General features: G+C 70.9%; 12 protein-coding genes. 6 read left to right on the forward strand and 6 right to left on the reverse strand.

Features of this window, described 5'->3' with window-relative positions:
• Positions 1 to 110: 110 nt before the first annotated feature.
• Positions 111 to 1,331, forward strand: coding sequence for a glucose-1-phosphate adenylyltransferase (glgC, locus tag ACWGKQ_RS20870; protein ID WP_453293412.1), 1,221 nt, complete (start codon positions 111 to 113; stop codon positions 1,329 to 1,331).
• A 99-nt stretch (positions 1,332 to 1,430) separates the two neighbouring features.
• On the opposite strand, the gene ACWGKQ_RS20875 is transcribed toward glgC, so the two are convergent.
• The 5 genes from ACWGKQ_RS20875 to ACWGKQ_RS20895 form a co-directional block, all read right to left on the reverse strand.
• The gene (locus ACWGKQ_RS20875) at positions 1,431 to 2,750 is read right to left on the reverse strand and encodes a carboxylesterase family protein (RefSeq protein ID WP_453293413.1); all 1,320 of its coding nucleotides are present in this window, start codon (positions 2,748 to 2,750) and stop codon (positions 1,431 to 1,433) included.
• Positions 2,751 to 2,858: 108 nt separating this feature from the next.
• Positions 2,859 to 4,202, reverse strand: coding sequence for an MFS transporter (locus ACWGKQ_RS20880; RefSeq protein WP_453293414.1), 1,344 nt, complete (start codon positions 4,200 to 4,202; stop codon positions 2,859 to 2,861).
• Positions 4,199 to 5,371: an NAD(P)/FAD-dependent oxidoreductase gene (locus ACWGKQ_RS20885; protein ID WP_453293415.1), complete on the reverse strand. Its 1,173-nt coding sequence runs from the start codon at positions 5,369 to 5,371 to the stop codon at positions 4,199 to 4,201. Before ACWGKQ_RS20885 ends, ACWGKQ_RS20880 begins: the two co-directional genes overlap by 4 nt.
• The gene (locus tag ACWGKQ_RS20890; RefSeq protein ID WP_453293416.1) at positions 5,368 to 5,565 is read right to left on the reverse strand and encodes a ferredoxin; all 198 of its coding nucleotides are present in this window, start codon (positions 5,563 to 5,565) and stop codon (positions 5,368 to 5,370) included. The genes ACWGKQ_RS20885 and ACWGKQ_RS20890 overlap by 4 nt, the downstream gene beginning before the upstream one ends.
• A 12-nt stretch (positions 5,566 to 5,577) precedes the next feature.
• Positions 5,578 to 6,777 (reverse strand): cytochrome P450, encoded by a 1,200-nt coding sequence (locus tag ACWGKQ_RS20895; RefSeq protein WP_453293417.1) that lies wholly within the window; start codon positions 6,775 to 6,777, stop codon positions 5,578 to 5,580.
• A 164-nt stretch (positions 6,778 to 6,941) separates the two neighbouring features.
• Between ACWGKQ_RS20895 and ACWGKQ_RS20900 the strand changes: the two genes are divergently transcribed.
• Both ACWGKQ_RS20900 and ACWGKQ_RS20905 read left to right on the forward strand, forming a co-directional pair.
• Positions 6,942 to 7,544 (forward strand): TetR/AcrR family transcriptional regulator, encoded by a 603-nt coding sequence (locus ACWGKQ_RS20900; RefSeq protein WP_453293418.1) that lies wholly within the window; start codon positions 6,942 to 6,944, stop codon positions 7,542 to 7,544.
• A 191-nt stretch (positions 7,545 to 7,735) separates the two neighbouring features.
• Complete coding sequence (locus ACWGKQ_RS20905; protein ID WP_453293419.1) at positions 7,736 to 8,713, forward strand: aldo/keto reductase; 978 nt, start codon at positions 7,736 to 7,738, stop codon at positions 8,711 to 8,713.
• A 97-nt stretch (positions 8,714 to 8,810) separates the two neighbouring features.
• Here ACWGKQ_RS20905 and ACWGKQ_RS20910 read toward each other — a convergent pair whose 3' ends face one another.
• Positions 8,811 to 9,683 carry a menaquinone biosynthetic enzyme MqnA/MqnD family protein gene (locus tag ACWGKQ_RS20910; protein WP_453293476.1) on the reverse strand — a complete coding sequence of 291 codons (873 nt, stop codon included), beginning with the start codon at positions 9,681 to 9,683 and terminating at the stop codon, positions 8,811 to 8,813.
• 345 nt (positions 9,684 to 10,028) lie between these two features.
• Here ACWGKQ_RS20910 and ACWGKQ_RS20915 point away from each other — a divergent pair, with 345 nt between their 5' ends.
• The 3 genes from ACWGKQ_RS20915 to ACWGKQ_RS20925 all read left to right on the forward strand — a co-directional run bounded on the left by ACWGKQ_RS20915 (position 10,029) and on the right by ACWGKQ_RS20925 (position 15,449).
• Complete coding sequence (locus tag ACWGKQ_RS20915; RefSeq protein ID WP_453293420.1) at positions 10,029 to 12,362, forward strand: GH92 family glycosyl hydrolase; 2,334 nt, start codon at positions 10,029 to 10,031, stop codon at positions 12,360 to 12,362.
• 149 nt (positions 12,363 to 12,511) lie between these two features.
• Entirely contained in the window at positions 12,512 to 13,843 is a 1,332-nt protein-coding gene (locus ACWGKQ_RS20920; RefSeq protein WP_453293421.1) for a wax ester/triacylglycerol synthase family O-acyltransferase, read from the forward strand.
• 103 nt (positions 13,844 to 13,946) lie between these two features.
• Positions 13,947 to 15,449 carry an SDR family NAD(P)-dependent oxidoreductase gene (locus ACWGKQ_RS20925; protein WP_453293422.1) on the forward strand — a complete coding sequence of 501 codons (1,503 nt, stop codon included), beginning with the start codon at positions 13,947 to 13,949 and terminating at the stop codon, positions 15,447 to 15,449.
• Positions 15,450 to 15,472 lie beyond the last annotated feature (23 nt).

The following is a 15,472-nucleotide window of genomic DNA, read 5'->3' on the forward strand; positions in this document are numbered from 1 at the left end:
GAGTAACGACAGGCGTAACGAACAGGCCGTCTGTTCGACGTGATCCCGGTGCAGGCTTAGTGGATGTGCTCCCAGGGCAGGCATGGAGCACCAGGGTGAGGGGAGCGGCCATGCGTCGTGGTGGACCGTCGGTACTCGGGATCGTGCTCGCCGGCGGAGAGGGCAAGCGCCTGATGCCGCTGACCGCCGACCGAGCCAAACCAGCTGTCACCTTCGGCGGTACCTACCGCCTGGTCGACTTCGTGCTGTCCAACCTGGTCAACGCGGACGTGCTGCGCATCTGCGTGCTGACCCAGTACAAGTCGCACTCGCTGGACCGGCACATCACCACCACCTGGCGGATGTCCAGCCTGCTCGGCAACTACGTCACCCCGGTCCCGGCGCAGCAGCGGCTCGGCCCGCGCTGGTACCTGGGCAGCGCCGACGCCATCCTCCAGTCCCTCAACCTCGTCCACGACGAACAGCCCGACTACGTCGCGGTGTTCGGCGCCGACCACGTCTACCGCATGGACCCGCGCCAGATGCTCCAGCAGCACATCGAGGGCGGTGCCGGGGTCACGGTCGCGGGCATCCGCATCCCGCGCGTGGAGTCCTCGGCGTTCGGTGTGATCACCCCGGGCTCGGACGGGCAGACGATAGAGACCTTCCTGGAGAAGCCCGCCGACCCGCCGGGCCTGCCGGGCTCCCCGGACTGTGTCTTCGCCTCCATGGGCAACTACATCTTCACCACCAAGGCGCTGGTGGAGGCCCTGCACCGGGACGCCGAGGACGACCAGTCGGTGCACGACATGGGCGGCTCGATCCTGCCCCAGCTCACCGCCCGCGGCGAGGCCCAGCTCTACGACTTCGGCACCAACCACGTCCCCGGCGAGACCAGCCGCGACCGCGGCTACTGGCGGGACGTCGGCACCCTCGACGCGTACTACGACGCCCACATGGACCTGATCGCCGAGCGGCCCGCCTTCAACCTCTTCAACCGCAGCTGGCCGATCTACACCCACTCGTACCAGCTCTCGCCGGCCCGCTTCAACTCGGGCGGCATGGCGAGCGAGTCCATCATCAGCGCCGGCTGCCTGATCCGGGGCCAGGTCACCCGGTCCGTGCTGTCACCGGGCGTGCGGGTCGACCCGGGTGCGGTGGTCCAGGGATCGGTGCTGCACGACAACGTCATCGTGGGCCGGGGCGCGGTGGTGCGCGGCGCGGTCCTGGACAAGAACGTGGAGGTTCCGCCCGGCGCGACGATAGGCGTCAACCCGGACCGGGACGCGGAGCTGTACACCGTCTCCAAGGGCGGGGTCATCGGCCTGGGGAAGGGCCAGCTGGTCTCGTAGCCAGCGGGGGTGCGACCCCGGAGACCATGGCCTGCCCCGGCCACTGGGTCGGCAGGGTACAGAGACTGCCCCGCCAAGATCCACGGCCCAGTCGCTCGGTCACCAGTTGATCCGGTGGACGGACATCTCGTCGCCATTCCATTGCGGCCATTCGGCTTCGGCGGTGCTCGGCGATCCGTACCGCGCGAAATGTGCCCAACTCTGGCGGAGGGTCCTTCCTTTGGCCTCGACGGTGGCCCAGTCGGTCCTGCCCAGCACCGGGCTGCCGGTCCACGCCTCCCGCGTCCCCAGGAGGAAGGGCATCTCGACACCGTGCACAGCGCCCAGGCCCCCCTCCGTCGGCGCCCAGCCGAACTCGTAGAGAAAGGCCGCTCCGCAGGCGTCGAGGACCTGCCGCCCGATCTCGTGCGCCGGCTCGATGAACACCCTGCGAGACATCGCCACGACGGCTTCCTCGGGTACCGGGGTCGGGGTGCCAAGGGCGAACGCCCTGCCCTCGGCGGAGGTATGGCCGATGAGGAGGTCCGGCATGGGCTCGGACCGAAAGGTGCGGTGGTTCGTCTCGGGGTCCGCGAGCGGATCCGTCAGCGCGGGCCGGAACGGCACCGTCCCCGGCCTCGGCGACATGTCCGCATTCCACTGTCCGGTGCGGGCTTGGGCATCGAGGATCCGCTGCACCGGGAGTGTCGTCAGGTCGCCACCGGCTGCCTCGGCGAAGTAGGGCCCGGCCGCGAGTGCCGCGCTGCGGGTGGGGAGCGTCGCGAGCGTCGGTGCGCTCTGTGCGATCACCCGGCGGATCAGTCGCCGGCTGCGTGGGACCGACAGGAGCGCGATGGCCGAGCTCGCGCCGGCGGACTGGCCGAAGACGGTGATGTTCGCCGGATCACCGCCGAACGCGGCAATGTTGTCGTGCACCCATTCCAGCGCGAGGATCTGGTCGTACAGGCCGAGGTTGCCGTCGCTGACCCCTTTGTGGACCAGGTAGCCCAGCGCCCCCAGCCGGTAGTTGATCGATACGACGACGACATCCCCGTCGGCGGCGAGCCGTCCACCGTCACTTATGGGGAGGGTGCCGCCACCGGTCACGTACCCGCCGCCGTGCACCCAGACCATCACCGGTCGGTTCCCGGCGAGGCCGGGTGTGGTGATCGCAAGGAAGAGGCAGTCCTCGGACTGCGGCGGTTCGTTCCACTGCGGGCCGTAGACCGGTTCCAGGCGGGACGGCAGCTGCGGGCAGATCGGGCCTGGCCGGGTCGCATCGACGGTGTCGGTGTGCCGGTCGGCCCGGACCGGCCGTGCGAACCGTTCGGCCGTTCCGTAGCGGATCCCGGGGAACCGCAGCATCTGGTCCGCTCCACGGATGCCGGTGACGGGCCCGGACCCCGGGCGGGCGAGAACGGATCCGGTGTCGGTGGTCATAGGTCGGCTCCTTGTCGTCGGGGGTGGTTCGGCTGCGCAGGGCAGGGCGCGGTATTCCTGCGAGGGTTACCAGCGGCCGTAGATCCGGCCGTCGCGGCATCGGCGCGGTCAGGCGACTGCGGCGTGCCGGCGGCCGGCCAGCAGCAGGACGGCCGGCCCTGCCACCGGCAGTGCCGTGAGCAAGAGGAACACTGTGGACAGGCTCGCCACCCCGCCGAGACCGCCGACCAGGGCGGCGCCGACGCTGGCACCGATGAGGAACACCAGCGTCGCAGCACCGATGGCGACGCCACGATCGGCGGCGGTCACGGCCGAGTCGACGGCCGACATCATGGCGGGCTGTCCCAGCCCGAAGGCCACCGTGATGAGCCCCACGCCCAGCGCGAGCAACGCTGGGGAGTCCGTGGCGGCGCCGGCCGCGGCGACGAGCAGTGCCAGGACCGCGATGGTGCACGCGACGGCGATGGCGCGCCGTGCACCCAGCCGGGCGAGCGCCCTTCGGCAGAACCACGGCGCCACCAGCCCGACGGCAGCCGCGGGGAGCATCAGCAGACCGGTGGCGAGCGGGGTCCAGCCCCAGCCCGCGGCCACGCCGGGCACCCCGACGAGCAGTGCGAACCAGCTGGCGGGGATGGCGGCGGCCGCGAACGAGCTGCGCAGCACCACCGGGTTGGTCACGACGGAGCGGGGCAGGAACCCGTGTGGCTGCGCCCGCACCCGGGCGACGACGGCCGGCGCGCCCGCGGCGAGCAGCACCGCGCCGACGATCGCCGTGACCGCGCCGGACGACGGCGACTGGAGCAGCAGTACGAGCCCGGACGCGGCCATCGCGATGAGCACGGCCCCCGTGCGGTCGATGCGTTCGCGGGACCCGCCGGACGGCGCGAGCCGCGCCAGGTACGGGAGGGTGAGCAGCCCGAGTGCGGGCAGCGTCATGGCCAGCCGCCAACCGCCGGCATCCTCCAGCGCACCGCCCATCAGAGGGCCCAGTGCGCTGAACGTGGCCCCCACCCCGGCCACCCGGCCGAGCGCCGCGCCACGCTGCGGGCCGTCCCACATCGCCGAGACCAGAGCGGTGACCAGCACCGCGATGCTCGCCCCGCCGAAGCCCTGCACGACCCGGGCGACGATCAGGACCGGGAAGGTCGGGGCCAGTGCGGACCCGACCGCGCCGACCGCCATCGTGACCACCCCGACGACCAGCGGGACCCGCAGTCCGTACGCGTCGGCCAGCCGTCCGTGCAGCGGGGTCGCGACGGCAAGCACCACCGTGTACACGCTGATCGTCCAGGCGGCGCCGCTCGCGCCGATGCCGAGCTCGCCTGCCAGCCGGGGCAGGCTCACCGTGACCGCGGACGTGCCGGTCGTGGCGAGTCCGTAGAGGATTCCGAGGAGGGCGGCGATCCACCCGGGGGAGCGCACGCCACGGGGCGTGCCGGTGTGGACGCTCACGAGAGTTTCCATTCGCTGCCGGGGCCGAGCGGGTCGAGGACCTCGCCGATGCGGGCGCGCAGCCGGCGGGTGTCGCTGGGCAGGTTCCAGCCGAGCACGCCGGTGATCCGGCCATCGCTTGCGTACACTGCCGCGAACCGCTCGGCGCGGATGTCACCGGCGGCCAACGAGGGCACGGCGCCTGCCGGGAAGTCGCCGTACGCCTGGATCTTCACGTCGTACTGGTCGGTCCAGAAGTACGGGATCGGCGCGTACGGCTCGCCCTTGCCGAGCAGGGTGCGGGCGGCGGCCATGCCCTGCTCGGTGGCGTTCATCCGGTGCTCGACCCGAGTCCGCCTGCCGTGCACGGGATGCGTCCACGACGCGACATCTCCGGCGGCGGCGACGTTCGGCGCGGCCCGGCACGACGAGTCGCAGTCGACGCCGTGGGTCAGCGACAGCCCACTGCCCACGAGCCAGTCGGTGTTGGGTACGGACCCGATGGCGACGAGCACGACGTCGGCCGGCAGTACGGTGCCGTCGGCCAGTTCCACACCGTCCACACGAGAGCTGCCGGACAGCCCGGTCACTCCCACGCCCAGCCGCATCCGCACGCCGTGGCCGGCGTGCAGCTGCGCGACCAGGCCACCGAGCCACGGCCCGAACTGGCGGATCATGGGCGCCGGCAGAGGATCGACGACGGTGACGTCCGCGCCCGTACCCGAGGCCACGGCGGCCACTTCGGAGCCCGTGAAGCCGGCCCCGACGATCACCACCGACCGGGCCGACGCGAGATCCTCCCTGAACGCCAGCGCGTCCGGCAGGGTCCGCAGCGTGTGCACGCCAGCCAGTTCCTGCCCGAACGCCAGCCGCCGCGGCCTGACCCCGGTGGCGATGACCAGCTTGTCGTAGGCCAGTTCGTCCCCGGTGGACAGGGTGAGCCGTCGGCCCTCGACATCAAGTCCGGTGGCTCGCACCCCCAGCATCCACTCGACGTCCTCCACGGCGCACGGCAGGGCGGTCTTCGACGGTTCCCATGCGCCGGACAGGATCTGCTTGGACAGCGGTGGCCGGTCGTACGGCATCGCATCCTCGTCGCCGATGACCGTGAGCGGCCCGTCGTAACCCTCGGACCGGAGCGTCCGGGCCGCGGTGAGGCCCGCGGCCGACGCGCCGACAACGGCTATCACGACTCGTCCAGCTCGATGGCCAGCGCCGGGCACACCCGGGCCGCCTGACGTACGTCGTCGTGCAGCTCAGTGGGCGGAAACGCGTCGAGGAGCACGACGATGCCGTCCTCGTCGCGCTGGTCGAACACGTCGGGGGCCATCAGCACGCACTGCCCGGAGCCGACGCACCTGTCCTGATCGACAGCAACCTTCATGGCGAGAGATCCTTACCAGGTGACGGGAAGCGCGTGGACGCCGTACACGAAGTTGCCGTGTTTGAACGGGACGTCCTCGAACGGGATCGCCAGCTCCAGCGTCGGGATCCGGCGGTACAACGTGCCGTAGACGACCTGCAGCTCCATGCGGGCCAGAGGCTGTCCGAGGCACTGGTGCACGCCATAGCCGAAGGCGATGTGGTGCCGGGCCTGGCGGTGGATGTCCAGCCGGTCCGGCTCCGGGAACTGACCCTCGTCACGGTTGCCGGCCTCGTTGGCCAGGATGATGCCCTCGCCCGCGCGCACCAGCCGGCCGGCGACCTCGATGTCCTCGGTGGCCACACGCCGCCGTCCGCCGGTCGTGATGTTGAGGTACCGCAGCAGTTCCTCAACCGCGTTGGCGATCAGCTTCGGGTCGTCGGTGTCACGGATCCCGGCCAGCTGGGCGGGGTTGCGCAGCAGCGCGAGTGTGCCCAGGGCGATCATGTTCGCGGTGGTCTCATGGCCCGCACTGAGCATCAGCACGGCCATGGCGGCGATCTTTTCGCGGGTCAGCTCGCCGGCCGGGAGCTGGTCGGTGACCAGCCGGCCGATCATGTCGTCGGCCGGCTGCTTCTCCTTGGCCGCCACCAGCTCCAACAGGTAGGCCTTGAGCTCGTCGCCGGCCTTGACCGCCTCGTCCATCGTCGTGTCGCGGGCGACCAACTTGGTGCTGCGGGACTGGAAGAAGTCGTGGGCGGAGTACGGCACGCCGAGCAGGTCGCAGATCACCAGCGACGGCACCGGCAGCGCGAACGCGGTCACCAGGTCGACGGGCCGGGGGCCGGCGAGCATGTCGTCGATCAGGCCGTCCACGATGTGCTGAACACGTGGCCGCATCTCCTCCATCCGCTTGACCGCGAAGTTTCGGGTGAGCATCCTGCGCTGCTTGTCGTGCTTCGGGTCGTCCATGCTGATGAACGACTTGGCTTTCTCGCGCTGGACCAGGATCGCCTCGGTCTGTGCGGGATAGCCGGGCTTGCCGCTGTCGGCACTGAACCGCTGGTCGGCCAACACCGCGCGCTGCACGTCGTAGTCCGTGACCAGCCACGGCGTGCTGCCGTCCCAGATCCTGACCCGGCTGATCGGCCCGACCTCACGCAGTTGCGGGGACGGGTCGAAGGGGCACTGGGCCGCCCGGGCCATGGGGAAGGCGGGTATCGCTTCGGGCATGACTACCCTCCGTGATTGAACGTTCGTTTAGTTATGAGGGTAGCCTACGCTACCTGCCGACGCACGCGGCTTGCGCATCGGCAGGCGCGGTCGTCGGCAACCGGAAGCCCGTCGAGCCTTGCGAGGTGTCCGACAGGTCCGGCCGCCACCGGTTAGAGTTTCTTGTGGCCGAGACATCGCAGCGTGCGCGCAACCCGCGAGGGCAAGGTGACAGGCTGCGCCTGGAGATCCTGGAGGGGGCCGCGCGCCTGCTGTCCGAGCTGGGCGGCGAGGAGGGGCTGACGATCCGCGGCGTCGCACGCGCCGCCGGCATCTCGCCGGCCGCCATCTACCAGCACTTCGCAGACAAGTCCGCACTGGTCAAAGGGCTGATCGAGTACGACTACGAGCAGATCTCGCAGGCCATGGCCAAGGCCGATGAGTCGTGCGAGCAGGACGCCGTGCTGGAGCGGGTGCGGGCCCAGGTGCGGGCCTACTGCCAGTTCGTGGTGGACAACCCCGGCCATTACCGCCTGCTGATCAACCATCAGCCGCTGACAGCACCTCCGACCGGGCCGATGACCGACCTCGTGACCAAGGTGGCCACGGCGTTCGAGCGTTGCGGGCAGGCCGGTGTGCGGCTGCGGATGCCGCCCCGGCGAGCTGCGGTCCTGGTCTTCACGGCCGCCCACGGCCGGGTCGCGCTCTGGCACTCCTCCGGGGACTCCGCAGCGGTCGAAGCCCTCGTCGACTTCGTCGACGAAGTGGTCTGGCTCGTCACCCAGTGACCTCGGCCGTATGTCGCCGGCGCGCACGCTGCGCACGCCGGCGGGCGGCGTAGGCTACCCTCCATCACTAAACAAACGTTCAGTCATGGGGTGTCGCCCTGTCGAAGCGCTGACCGCCTTCCCCGTTCCGGCACGGCACCTTCGTGTACGGCGTCCACTCGCTTTCCGTCACCTGGTAAGGATTTCTCGCCATGCAATACCTCCGGTTGGGCAAGAGCGGGCTGTCGGTCTCCAAGGTCGTGCTGGGCTGCATGAGCTTCGGCGACCCGGCCGGCGGCACCCATCAGTGGTCCTTCGGCGTCGACGACTCCCGTCCGTACTTCAAGCAGGCCATCGAGTCCGGCATCACCACGTTCGACACCGCCAACATGTACAGCCGTGGTGCCAGCGAGGAGATCACCGGCCGGTTGCTGCGCGAGTTCGCCAAGCGGGACGAGGTGGTCATCGCCACCAAGGTGAACGCCACGATGGGCCCCGGCCCGAAGGGCGGTGGCCTGTCCCGGGCGGCGATCCTCACCCAGGTGGACGAGAGTCTGCGCCGGCTGGGCACCGACTACATCGACCTCTACCAGATCCACCGGCTCGACCCGAATGTGCCGGCCGAGGAGATCATGGAGGCGCTGCACGACGTGGTGAAGGCCGGCAAGGCCCGCTACCTCGGTGCGTCCTCGATGTGGACCTGGCAGTTCGCCAAGCTCCAGCACACCGCTGACCTGCACGGCTGGACCCGGTTCGTGTCCATGCAGGACCAGTACAACCTGCTTCAGCGCGAGGAGGAGCGGGAGATGCTGCCGTACTGCCTGGACCAGGGCATCGGCGTGATGCCCTGGAGCCCGCTGGCGCGCGGCCGGCTGACCCGAGACCTGGACGAGCAGACCACGCGCAACAGCACCGACAGCGCCGAGGAGATCCTCTACGGCCGGACGGCCAAGGCCGACCGGGGAATCATCGACGCGGTCGCCGCCGTCGCCACAGAGCGCGGCGTCAGCCGCGCCCAGGTGGCGCTGGCCTGGGTGATGCACCAGCCGGCGGTCACCGCGCCGATCGTCGGCACCACCAAGCCGCACCACCTCACCGACGCCGTCGCCGCCACCGAGCTCAGTCTCAGCACCGAAGAGCTCACCCGGCTGGAGGAGCACTACACCACACGCCCCGCCTCAGGCTTCTGAGCCGCGCCCGCTCCATTGTGCCCGCTCGGAACAGGAAGGTCACCCGGCCGCGGTTCCGAGCGGGTCCGCCCCCGCGCCGGCAGCCGCAGCCGCTCCGCTACGGCTGGAGGACCGAGATCTCCAGCTCAGGATCGAATCCGGAGTCCGAAGCAACCCTGCGAGCGAACTCGCGAACACCCGCCAGCTGGCGTTCGCCGAACGAGAAGTCCAGAGCCTCGGTGTAGTAGCGGCGCAACGCCTGCGCGTCGAACGCCTCCCACCGCGCGGCCTGCTCGCACACCTTGTCGACTTCGGTCATCGAGAGGTCCCGGGACTCCAGGAAGGCCCGGTGTACCTCGCGCACGATGCGAGGGTTCTGCTCCAGGTAGTCCTTGCGGACGGCCCAGGCCGCGAAAACGAACGGCAGGCCGGTCCACGCCTTCCACATCTCGCCCAGGTCGTACACCAGCAGTCCCAGATCCTCGGCCTGATGAAGGTAGGCACGCAGCGCGGCATCACCGATGACGACCGCGGCATCCGCGTCCTGCATCATCACCGGCAGGTCCGGCGGGCAGGTGAAGTACTCCGGGCGGACCCCTTCCCGCTCCTCCAGCAGAAGTCGAGCCAGGCGTACCGACGAGCGCGAGGTGGAACCCAGGGCGACCCGGCGCCCGTCCAACTCGCGCAGTGGGACCTGACTGACGATCAGGCACGAGGTCACCGCACCGTCGCTGCCCACCGCGATGTCCGGGAGCAGCACCAAGTCGTCGGCATGCTTGAGGTACTCCATGCAGGCGATCGGACCGATGTCCAGGGTCCCGCCGACCAGCAGACTGCTCAGCCGGTCCGGAGTGTCCTTGGTCAACTCCAGGTCGAGCAGGGTGCCGGTGCGGGCCAGTCCCCAGTAGATCGGCAGACAGTTGAGGAACTGGATGTGCCCGACCCGGGGACGCTTCCCCGGTTCATGCGGGACGCGAGCTTCGTGTGAGATATCCACATCCGCAGGCTAGTACTTCAGTCCGCCTTTGCCCGCTGCCAGGGACACCCGGTCAGGGACCGGACAGGCCAACGGCGGTTGCAGCATTGCGGGGAAGCTGGCAGGAACGGCCTCTGAACTGCGCATACGTGGACCTCGGTTCAGCCGATGGGACTTCCCCGTTCGGCATGGGCCCGGCGCCGTTCCCGTGTCGGGTCCGACCCGTGTGCGCGCCAACTCGGGCGCGACGCGCTGCGAGTGAATAACCCTCATTTGCCGGACTTTGCGGCACTCTCCCCTCACGATGCAGACAGCAATGTCGAACTTCGGAGGTCATCCGACATGAGAGGGACCAGTGGTATGTCACATACCACCGCGGCTCTCCGGCGCACCCGGCTGTGCCTCGCCGGCGTACTGACCGCGTCCACGCTGCTCGCCGCCCCCGCCGCGGGGGCCGCCGAACCGGCCGACGGCCACCTCGCCGACCTGGTGAACCCCTTCATCGGCAGCCAGGACGAGGGCAACACGTTCCCCGGCGCGGCCGTGCCCTTCGGCATGGTGCAGCTCTCCCCGGACACCGGGCACAGCACCGGCTACGACTACACACAGCGCCGGATCCGCGGCTTCTCCCTGGTCCACCTCTCCGGCGTCGGCTGCGCCATCGGCGGCGACCTGCCCGTGCTGCCCACCACCGGTGACGTCACGCAGACGGACTACGCCAAGTACGCCGCCGGGTTCAGCCACGCCGACGAGGCGGCGAGCCCCGGCTACTACCGGGTCGGCCTCGACTCGGGCGTGACGGCCGAGCTGACCGCGACCGCCCGCACCGGCGTCCAGCGCTACACCTTCCCGGCCACCGGCAAGGCGAACGTCCTGCTCAATGCCCACCAGGCGTTGCACAAACCGGTCAGCAGCGACGTCCAGATCCTCGACGACCACACCGTCCGGACCAGGATCACCGGCCACGGCTTCTGCCGCGAGACCGCCCCCTACACCGTGTACACGGTCACCCGCTTCAGCCGCCCCTTCACCGCGTACGGCACCTGGAAGGGCGCCACGGTCACTCCCGGCTCCCGCACCGGAGCCGACGGCGCCTATGTCCGCTTCGACACCACCCGGGACCGTACGGTCGAGGCGACCACCGCCCTGTCGTACGTCGACGCGCAGGGCGCCGAGGTCAATCTGCGCGCCGAGGGCGGACGTCCGTTCGACACGGTACGGCGGCAGGCCCGGGACGCCTGGGAACGGCGGCTCGGCGGCATCCGCGTCCAGGGCGGCTCCCCGACCCTGCGCCGTACCTTCTACTCGTCCCTGTACCGCACCTTCCTCGCGCCCAACGTCGGCGGGGACGCGGACGGCCGCTACGCCGGCTGGGACCGCCGGATCCACCGTGCCCGGGGGTTCACCTACTACCAGAACTGGTCCCTCTGGGACACCTACCGCACCCAGGCCCAGGCGCTCGCCCTGCTCGCCCCGCGCGAGGCCCGGGACATGGCGCTGTCGGTGCTGAAGATCGACGAGGAGGGCGGCTGGCTGCCCAAGTGGGGCTACGGCACGGTCGAGACGAACATCATGACCGGCGACCCGGTCACCCCGTTCCTGACCACCGCCTACCAGATGGGCCTGCTCAAGGGGTACGAGGAGCGGACCTACCGGGCCCTGAAGAAGAACGCCGACGGCGTGCCGCCGGCCGCCAACGCCGGGGTCGGCCGCGAGGCCGACGCCGAGTACCTCGCCGACGGTTTCGCGCCGTACCTCAAGGGCCGCCAGCACACCAAGGTGGGCGACTCCGACTACGACCACGGCGCCTCCGTCACCCTGGAGTACGCGCTGTCCGACGCGATGCTCGGGCAGATGGCCCGGGACCTCGGCCATGTCGAGGACGCGGCCCGCTATGCCACCCGGGCGCAGAACTACCGCAACGTCTTCGACCCCTCCACCGGCTTCTTCCGGGCCCGCGACGCCTCCGGCGCCTTCACCGGCAACCCCGACCCGGCCCGCGGCATCGGCTTCCACGAGGGCACCGCCTGGCAGTACCAGTGGCTCGTCCCGCAGGACCTGCCCGGCGTGATCTCCCTGATCGGCGGCGAGCGCGCCACCAACGCCCGGCTCGACTCCTTCTTCGCCTACGACAAACTGCTCGCCGACCCGGCGAAGACCGCCCGCGAGGTGTGGGTGCACGGCAACGCGTACGCGTACTACAACGCGGCCGTCTACAACCCGATGAACGAGCCCGACCTGATCGCCCCGTACACCTACCTCTCCACCGGCCGGCCCTGGCAGACCACCGACGTGGTGCACGCGGCGCTGACCCTGTTCACCGACGGCCCGACCGGGATGACCGGCAACGACGACCTCGGCACCATGTCCGCCTGGAACGTCCTGTCGTCCCTCGGCCTCTTCCCGGTGCAGCCCGGCTACGGCACCTGGGGCCTGTCCACGCCCGTCTTCGACCGGGCCGACGTCCGTCTCGACCGCCGTTACTGGCCGAGCGGCGGGTTCACGGTGACCGCGCCGGGCACCTCGGCCGCCGACCGGTACGTGCAGTCGGCCCGCAAGGACGGATCGGAGTACGGCCGTACCTATCTGACGACCGGTGCCCTGCGCTCCCTGCGGTCGTTGGCGTTCACGGTCGGCTCGCGCCCGTCAGAGTGGGGTACGTCACCCGAGGCGGGGCCACCGGCGCTGAAGTGACCTCAGGTGTCGCAGGAGTCCCGCCTCTTTCGGAGGAGGCGGGACTTAATCTGCTGTTAACTGAGCGTAGCGTGATCGTACTTGACCGTAATCATGAGTCGGCGTTTGACTGCTGATCCACCCTCCGTCGACGCGAGGCACCCCCTTAGATGACTGAGACTGCTGACCTGCTCGCTCCGCTCGATCTGGCGTTCTGGAACATCGAGTCCGAACAACACCCGATGCACCTCGGTGCGCTCGGCGTGTTCTCGGCGCACTCGCCGACCGCCGGCGCGCACGCCGCCGACCTGCTCGCGGCCCGGGCCGCCGCCGTGCCGGGACTGCGCATGCGCATCCGCGACGTCTGGCAGCCGCTCGCGTTCGGCGGCGCCGCCCGCGAGACCGACCCGGACTTCGACCCCCTCAACCACGTCCGGCTGCACGCCCCGACCGCGGACTTCCAGGCCGTGGCGGGCCGGCTGATGGAGCGTCCGCTGGAGCGCGGCCGGCCGCCGTGGGAGGCGCATGTGCTGCCCGGCGAGGACGGGGTGTCCTTCGCGGTGCTGTTCAAGTTCCACCACGCCCTCGCCGACGGGCTGCGCGCCCTCAAGCTGGCCGCGGGTGTCATGGACCCGCTCGACCTGCCCGTGCGCGCCCCCCGCTCGATCGAGCCGCCGCGCCCGATGCCGGCGCTGCCCGACGTGCGCAGGCTGCCCGAGCTGGTGCGCGGCGCCCTCGCGGACGTGGGCCGGGCCCTCGACATCGGCGCCTCCGTCGCTCTGTCCGCCCTCGGGGTGAGCTCCTCGACCGCGCTGAAGTCCGAGCCGACCGGCACCCGGAGCATCGCCGGCGTCGACCTCGACATCGACGACGTGCACCGCGTCCGCAAGGCCGTCGGCGGCACCGTCAACGACGTCCTGATCGCCGTCGTCGCCGGCGCCCTGCGCCGCTGGCTGGACGAGCGCGGCGACGGCACCGACGGCGTCGCCCCGCGTGCCCTGATCCCCGTCGCCAAGCGCCGCCCGCGCACCGCGACCCCACAGGGAAACCGGCTCTCCGGGTACCTGATACGGCTCCCGGTCGACAACCCGGACCCGCTCGCCCGCCTCGACCGCGTCCGCACGGCGATGTCCCGCAACAAGGACGCCGGCCCCAACCGGGGCGCCGGTGCCGTCGCCCTGCTCGCCGACCACGTGCCCGCGCTCGGGCACCGGCTCGGCGGACCGCTGGTCGGCCAGGCCGCCCGGCTCTGGTTCGACATCCTGGTCACCAGCGTGCCGCTGCCCGGCGTCGGCCTGCGCCTCGGCGGTCACCCGCTCACCGCCGTCTACCCGCTGGCCCCGCTCGCGCCCGGCCAGTCCCTGGCCGTCGCCATCTCCACCTACCGCAACCACGTCCACTACGGCCTGGTCGCCGACGCGAGCGCCGTCCCCGACCTCGAAGTGCTCGCCCGCGCGGTCACCGACGAGGTGGACTCGCTGATCTCGGTCTGCGATCCGTGATCCGGACGGGTTTGGAGGTACGGCCCGGCGCTCCGTAAAATTCCCTCTTCGAAAGCGGGCGTGAGTCGGAGCGCCGCTGGTGGACCAGGGAAGCGGCAGCGCGATGACGGTGACACAGGACGGCTCGACGGCCGAGGACGCGGTGGAGGCCGTGGTCTACGGCCCCGGCATCGACCCGGAGCGGCTCGCCGTCTGCCTCGGTGTGCTCGCGGAGCTGGACGAGCTGGACGTGGACCACCCGGACGCCATCGCGGTGCGCCGGGCCACCGCCGGCATCTACCGCACGGTCAAGCAGCGCCGCCGCCAGGAGCGCCGGGCCGCCAAGACCGCCCACGACAAGGCGGTCACCGAGGCCACCGCGACCGGCTCCGCCCAGCGCATCGACGACGAGACCGAGGGCCTGCTGCCCTCCTCCCGGACCGAGGAGGGCAGAGTCGCGGGGATACTCCAGCGCCCGCGCTCCTGCTACACCTGCAAGACCCGCTACGTCGAGGTCGACTACTTCTACCACCAGCTCTGTCCGGACTGCGCCGACCTGAACCGCGCCAAGCGCGACGTCCGCGCCGACCTGACCGGCAAGCGGGCCCTGCTCACCGGCGGCCGCGCCAAGATCGGCATGTACATCGCGCTGCGGCTGCTGCGCGACGGCGCCCACACGACGATCACCACGCGCTTCCCGAAGGACGCCATCCGCCGCTTCAAGGCGATGGAGGACTCGGCGGACTGGCTGCACCGCCTGGAGGTCGTCGGCATCGACCTGCGCGACCCGGCGCAGTCCGTCGCCCTCGCGGAGCAGGTCGGCGCGGCGGGCCCGCTGGACATCCTGATCAACAACGCCACCCAGACCGTCCGCCGGCTGCCCTCCGCGTACGCGGCCCTGGTCGAGGGGGAGAGCGCCCCGCTGCCCGCCGGTGAGCTCCCCGCCCACCAGGTCATCGGCGCCTTCAACTCGGGCGCCGTCGACGGCATCGCCGCGCTGCCGCTGGGCATCAGCGGCCTGGACGCGCAGCAGGTCGCCGACCTCGCACTGGTCGGGGGCAACGCCAGCGTGGCCCGGCACCTCGACGGCACCGCCATCGACGCGGGCGGCCTGGTCCCGGACGTCGTCGACACCAACACCTGGGTGCAGACCATCGACCAGATCTCCCCAGTGGAGCTCCTGGAGACCCAGCTCTGCAACTACACGTCGCCGTTCATCCTGATCAGCGCGCTCCGGCCGGCCATGGCCGCGGCCGCGAAGCGGGCGGCACGCGGGCGGGCCTACGTGGTCAACGTCTCGGCGATGGAGGGCGTCTTCGGCCGCGGCTACAAGGGCGCCGGGCACCCCAACACCAACGCGGCCAAGGCGGCCATGAACATGGTCACGCGGACCAGCGCGGCGGAGATGTTCCAGACCGACGGCATCCTCATGACCTCCGTCGACACGGGATGGATCACCGACGAACGGCCGCACTACGACAAGCTGCGGCTGGCCGAGGAGGGCTTCCACGCCCCCCTCGACCTGATCGACGGCGCGGCCCGCGTCTACGACCCGATCGTGCTCGGCGAGCAGGGCGAGGACGTGTACGGGGTCTTCCTGAAGGACTACGCGCCGGGCAAGTGGTGAGCCCGGTGGGATGACCGGGCGGG

The organism is Streptomyces sp. NPDC054770, assembly GCF_053611985.1.

Excerpts from the sequence above, each read along its gene's own strand:
- ACWGKQ_RS20925 (WP_453293422.1), top strand. The coding sequence starts at position 13,947 with ATGACGGTGACACAGGACGGCTCGACGGCCGAGGACGCGGTGGAGGCC.
- ACWGKQ_RS20920 (WP_453293421.1), top strand. The coding sequence starts at position 12,512 with ATGACTGAGACTGCTGACCTGCTCGCTCCGCTCGATCTGGCGTTCTGG.
- ACWGKQ_RS20895 (WP_453293417.1), bottom strand. The coding sequence starts at position 6,777 with ATGCCCGAAGCGATACCCGCCTTCCCCATGGCCCGGGCGGCCCAGTGC.
- ACWGKQ_RS20890 (WP_453293416.1), bottom strand. The coding sequence starts at position 5,565 with ATGAAGGTTGCTGTCGATCAGGACAGGTGCGTCGGCTCCGGGCAGTGC.
- glgC (WP_453293412.1), top strand. The coding sequence starts at position 111 with ATGCGTCGTGGTGGACCGTCGGTACTCGGGATCGTGCTCGCCGGCGGA.
- ACWGKQ_RS20875 (WP_453293413.1), bottom strand. The coding sequence starts at position 2,750 with ATGACCACCGACACCGGATCCGTTCTCGCCCGCCCGGGGTCCGGGCCC.
- ACWGKQ_RS20905 (WP_453293419.1), top strand. The coding sequence starts at position 7,736 with ATGCAATACCTCCGGTTGGGCAAGAGCGGGCTGTCGGTCTCCAAGGTC.
- ACWGKQ_RS20915 (WP_453293420.1), top strand. The coding sequence starts at position 10,029 with ATGTCACATACCACCGCGGCTCTCCGGCGCACCCGGCTGTGCCTCGCC.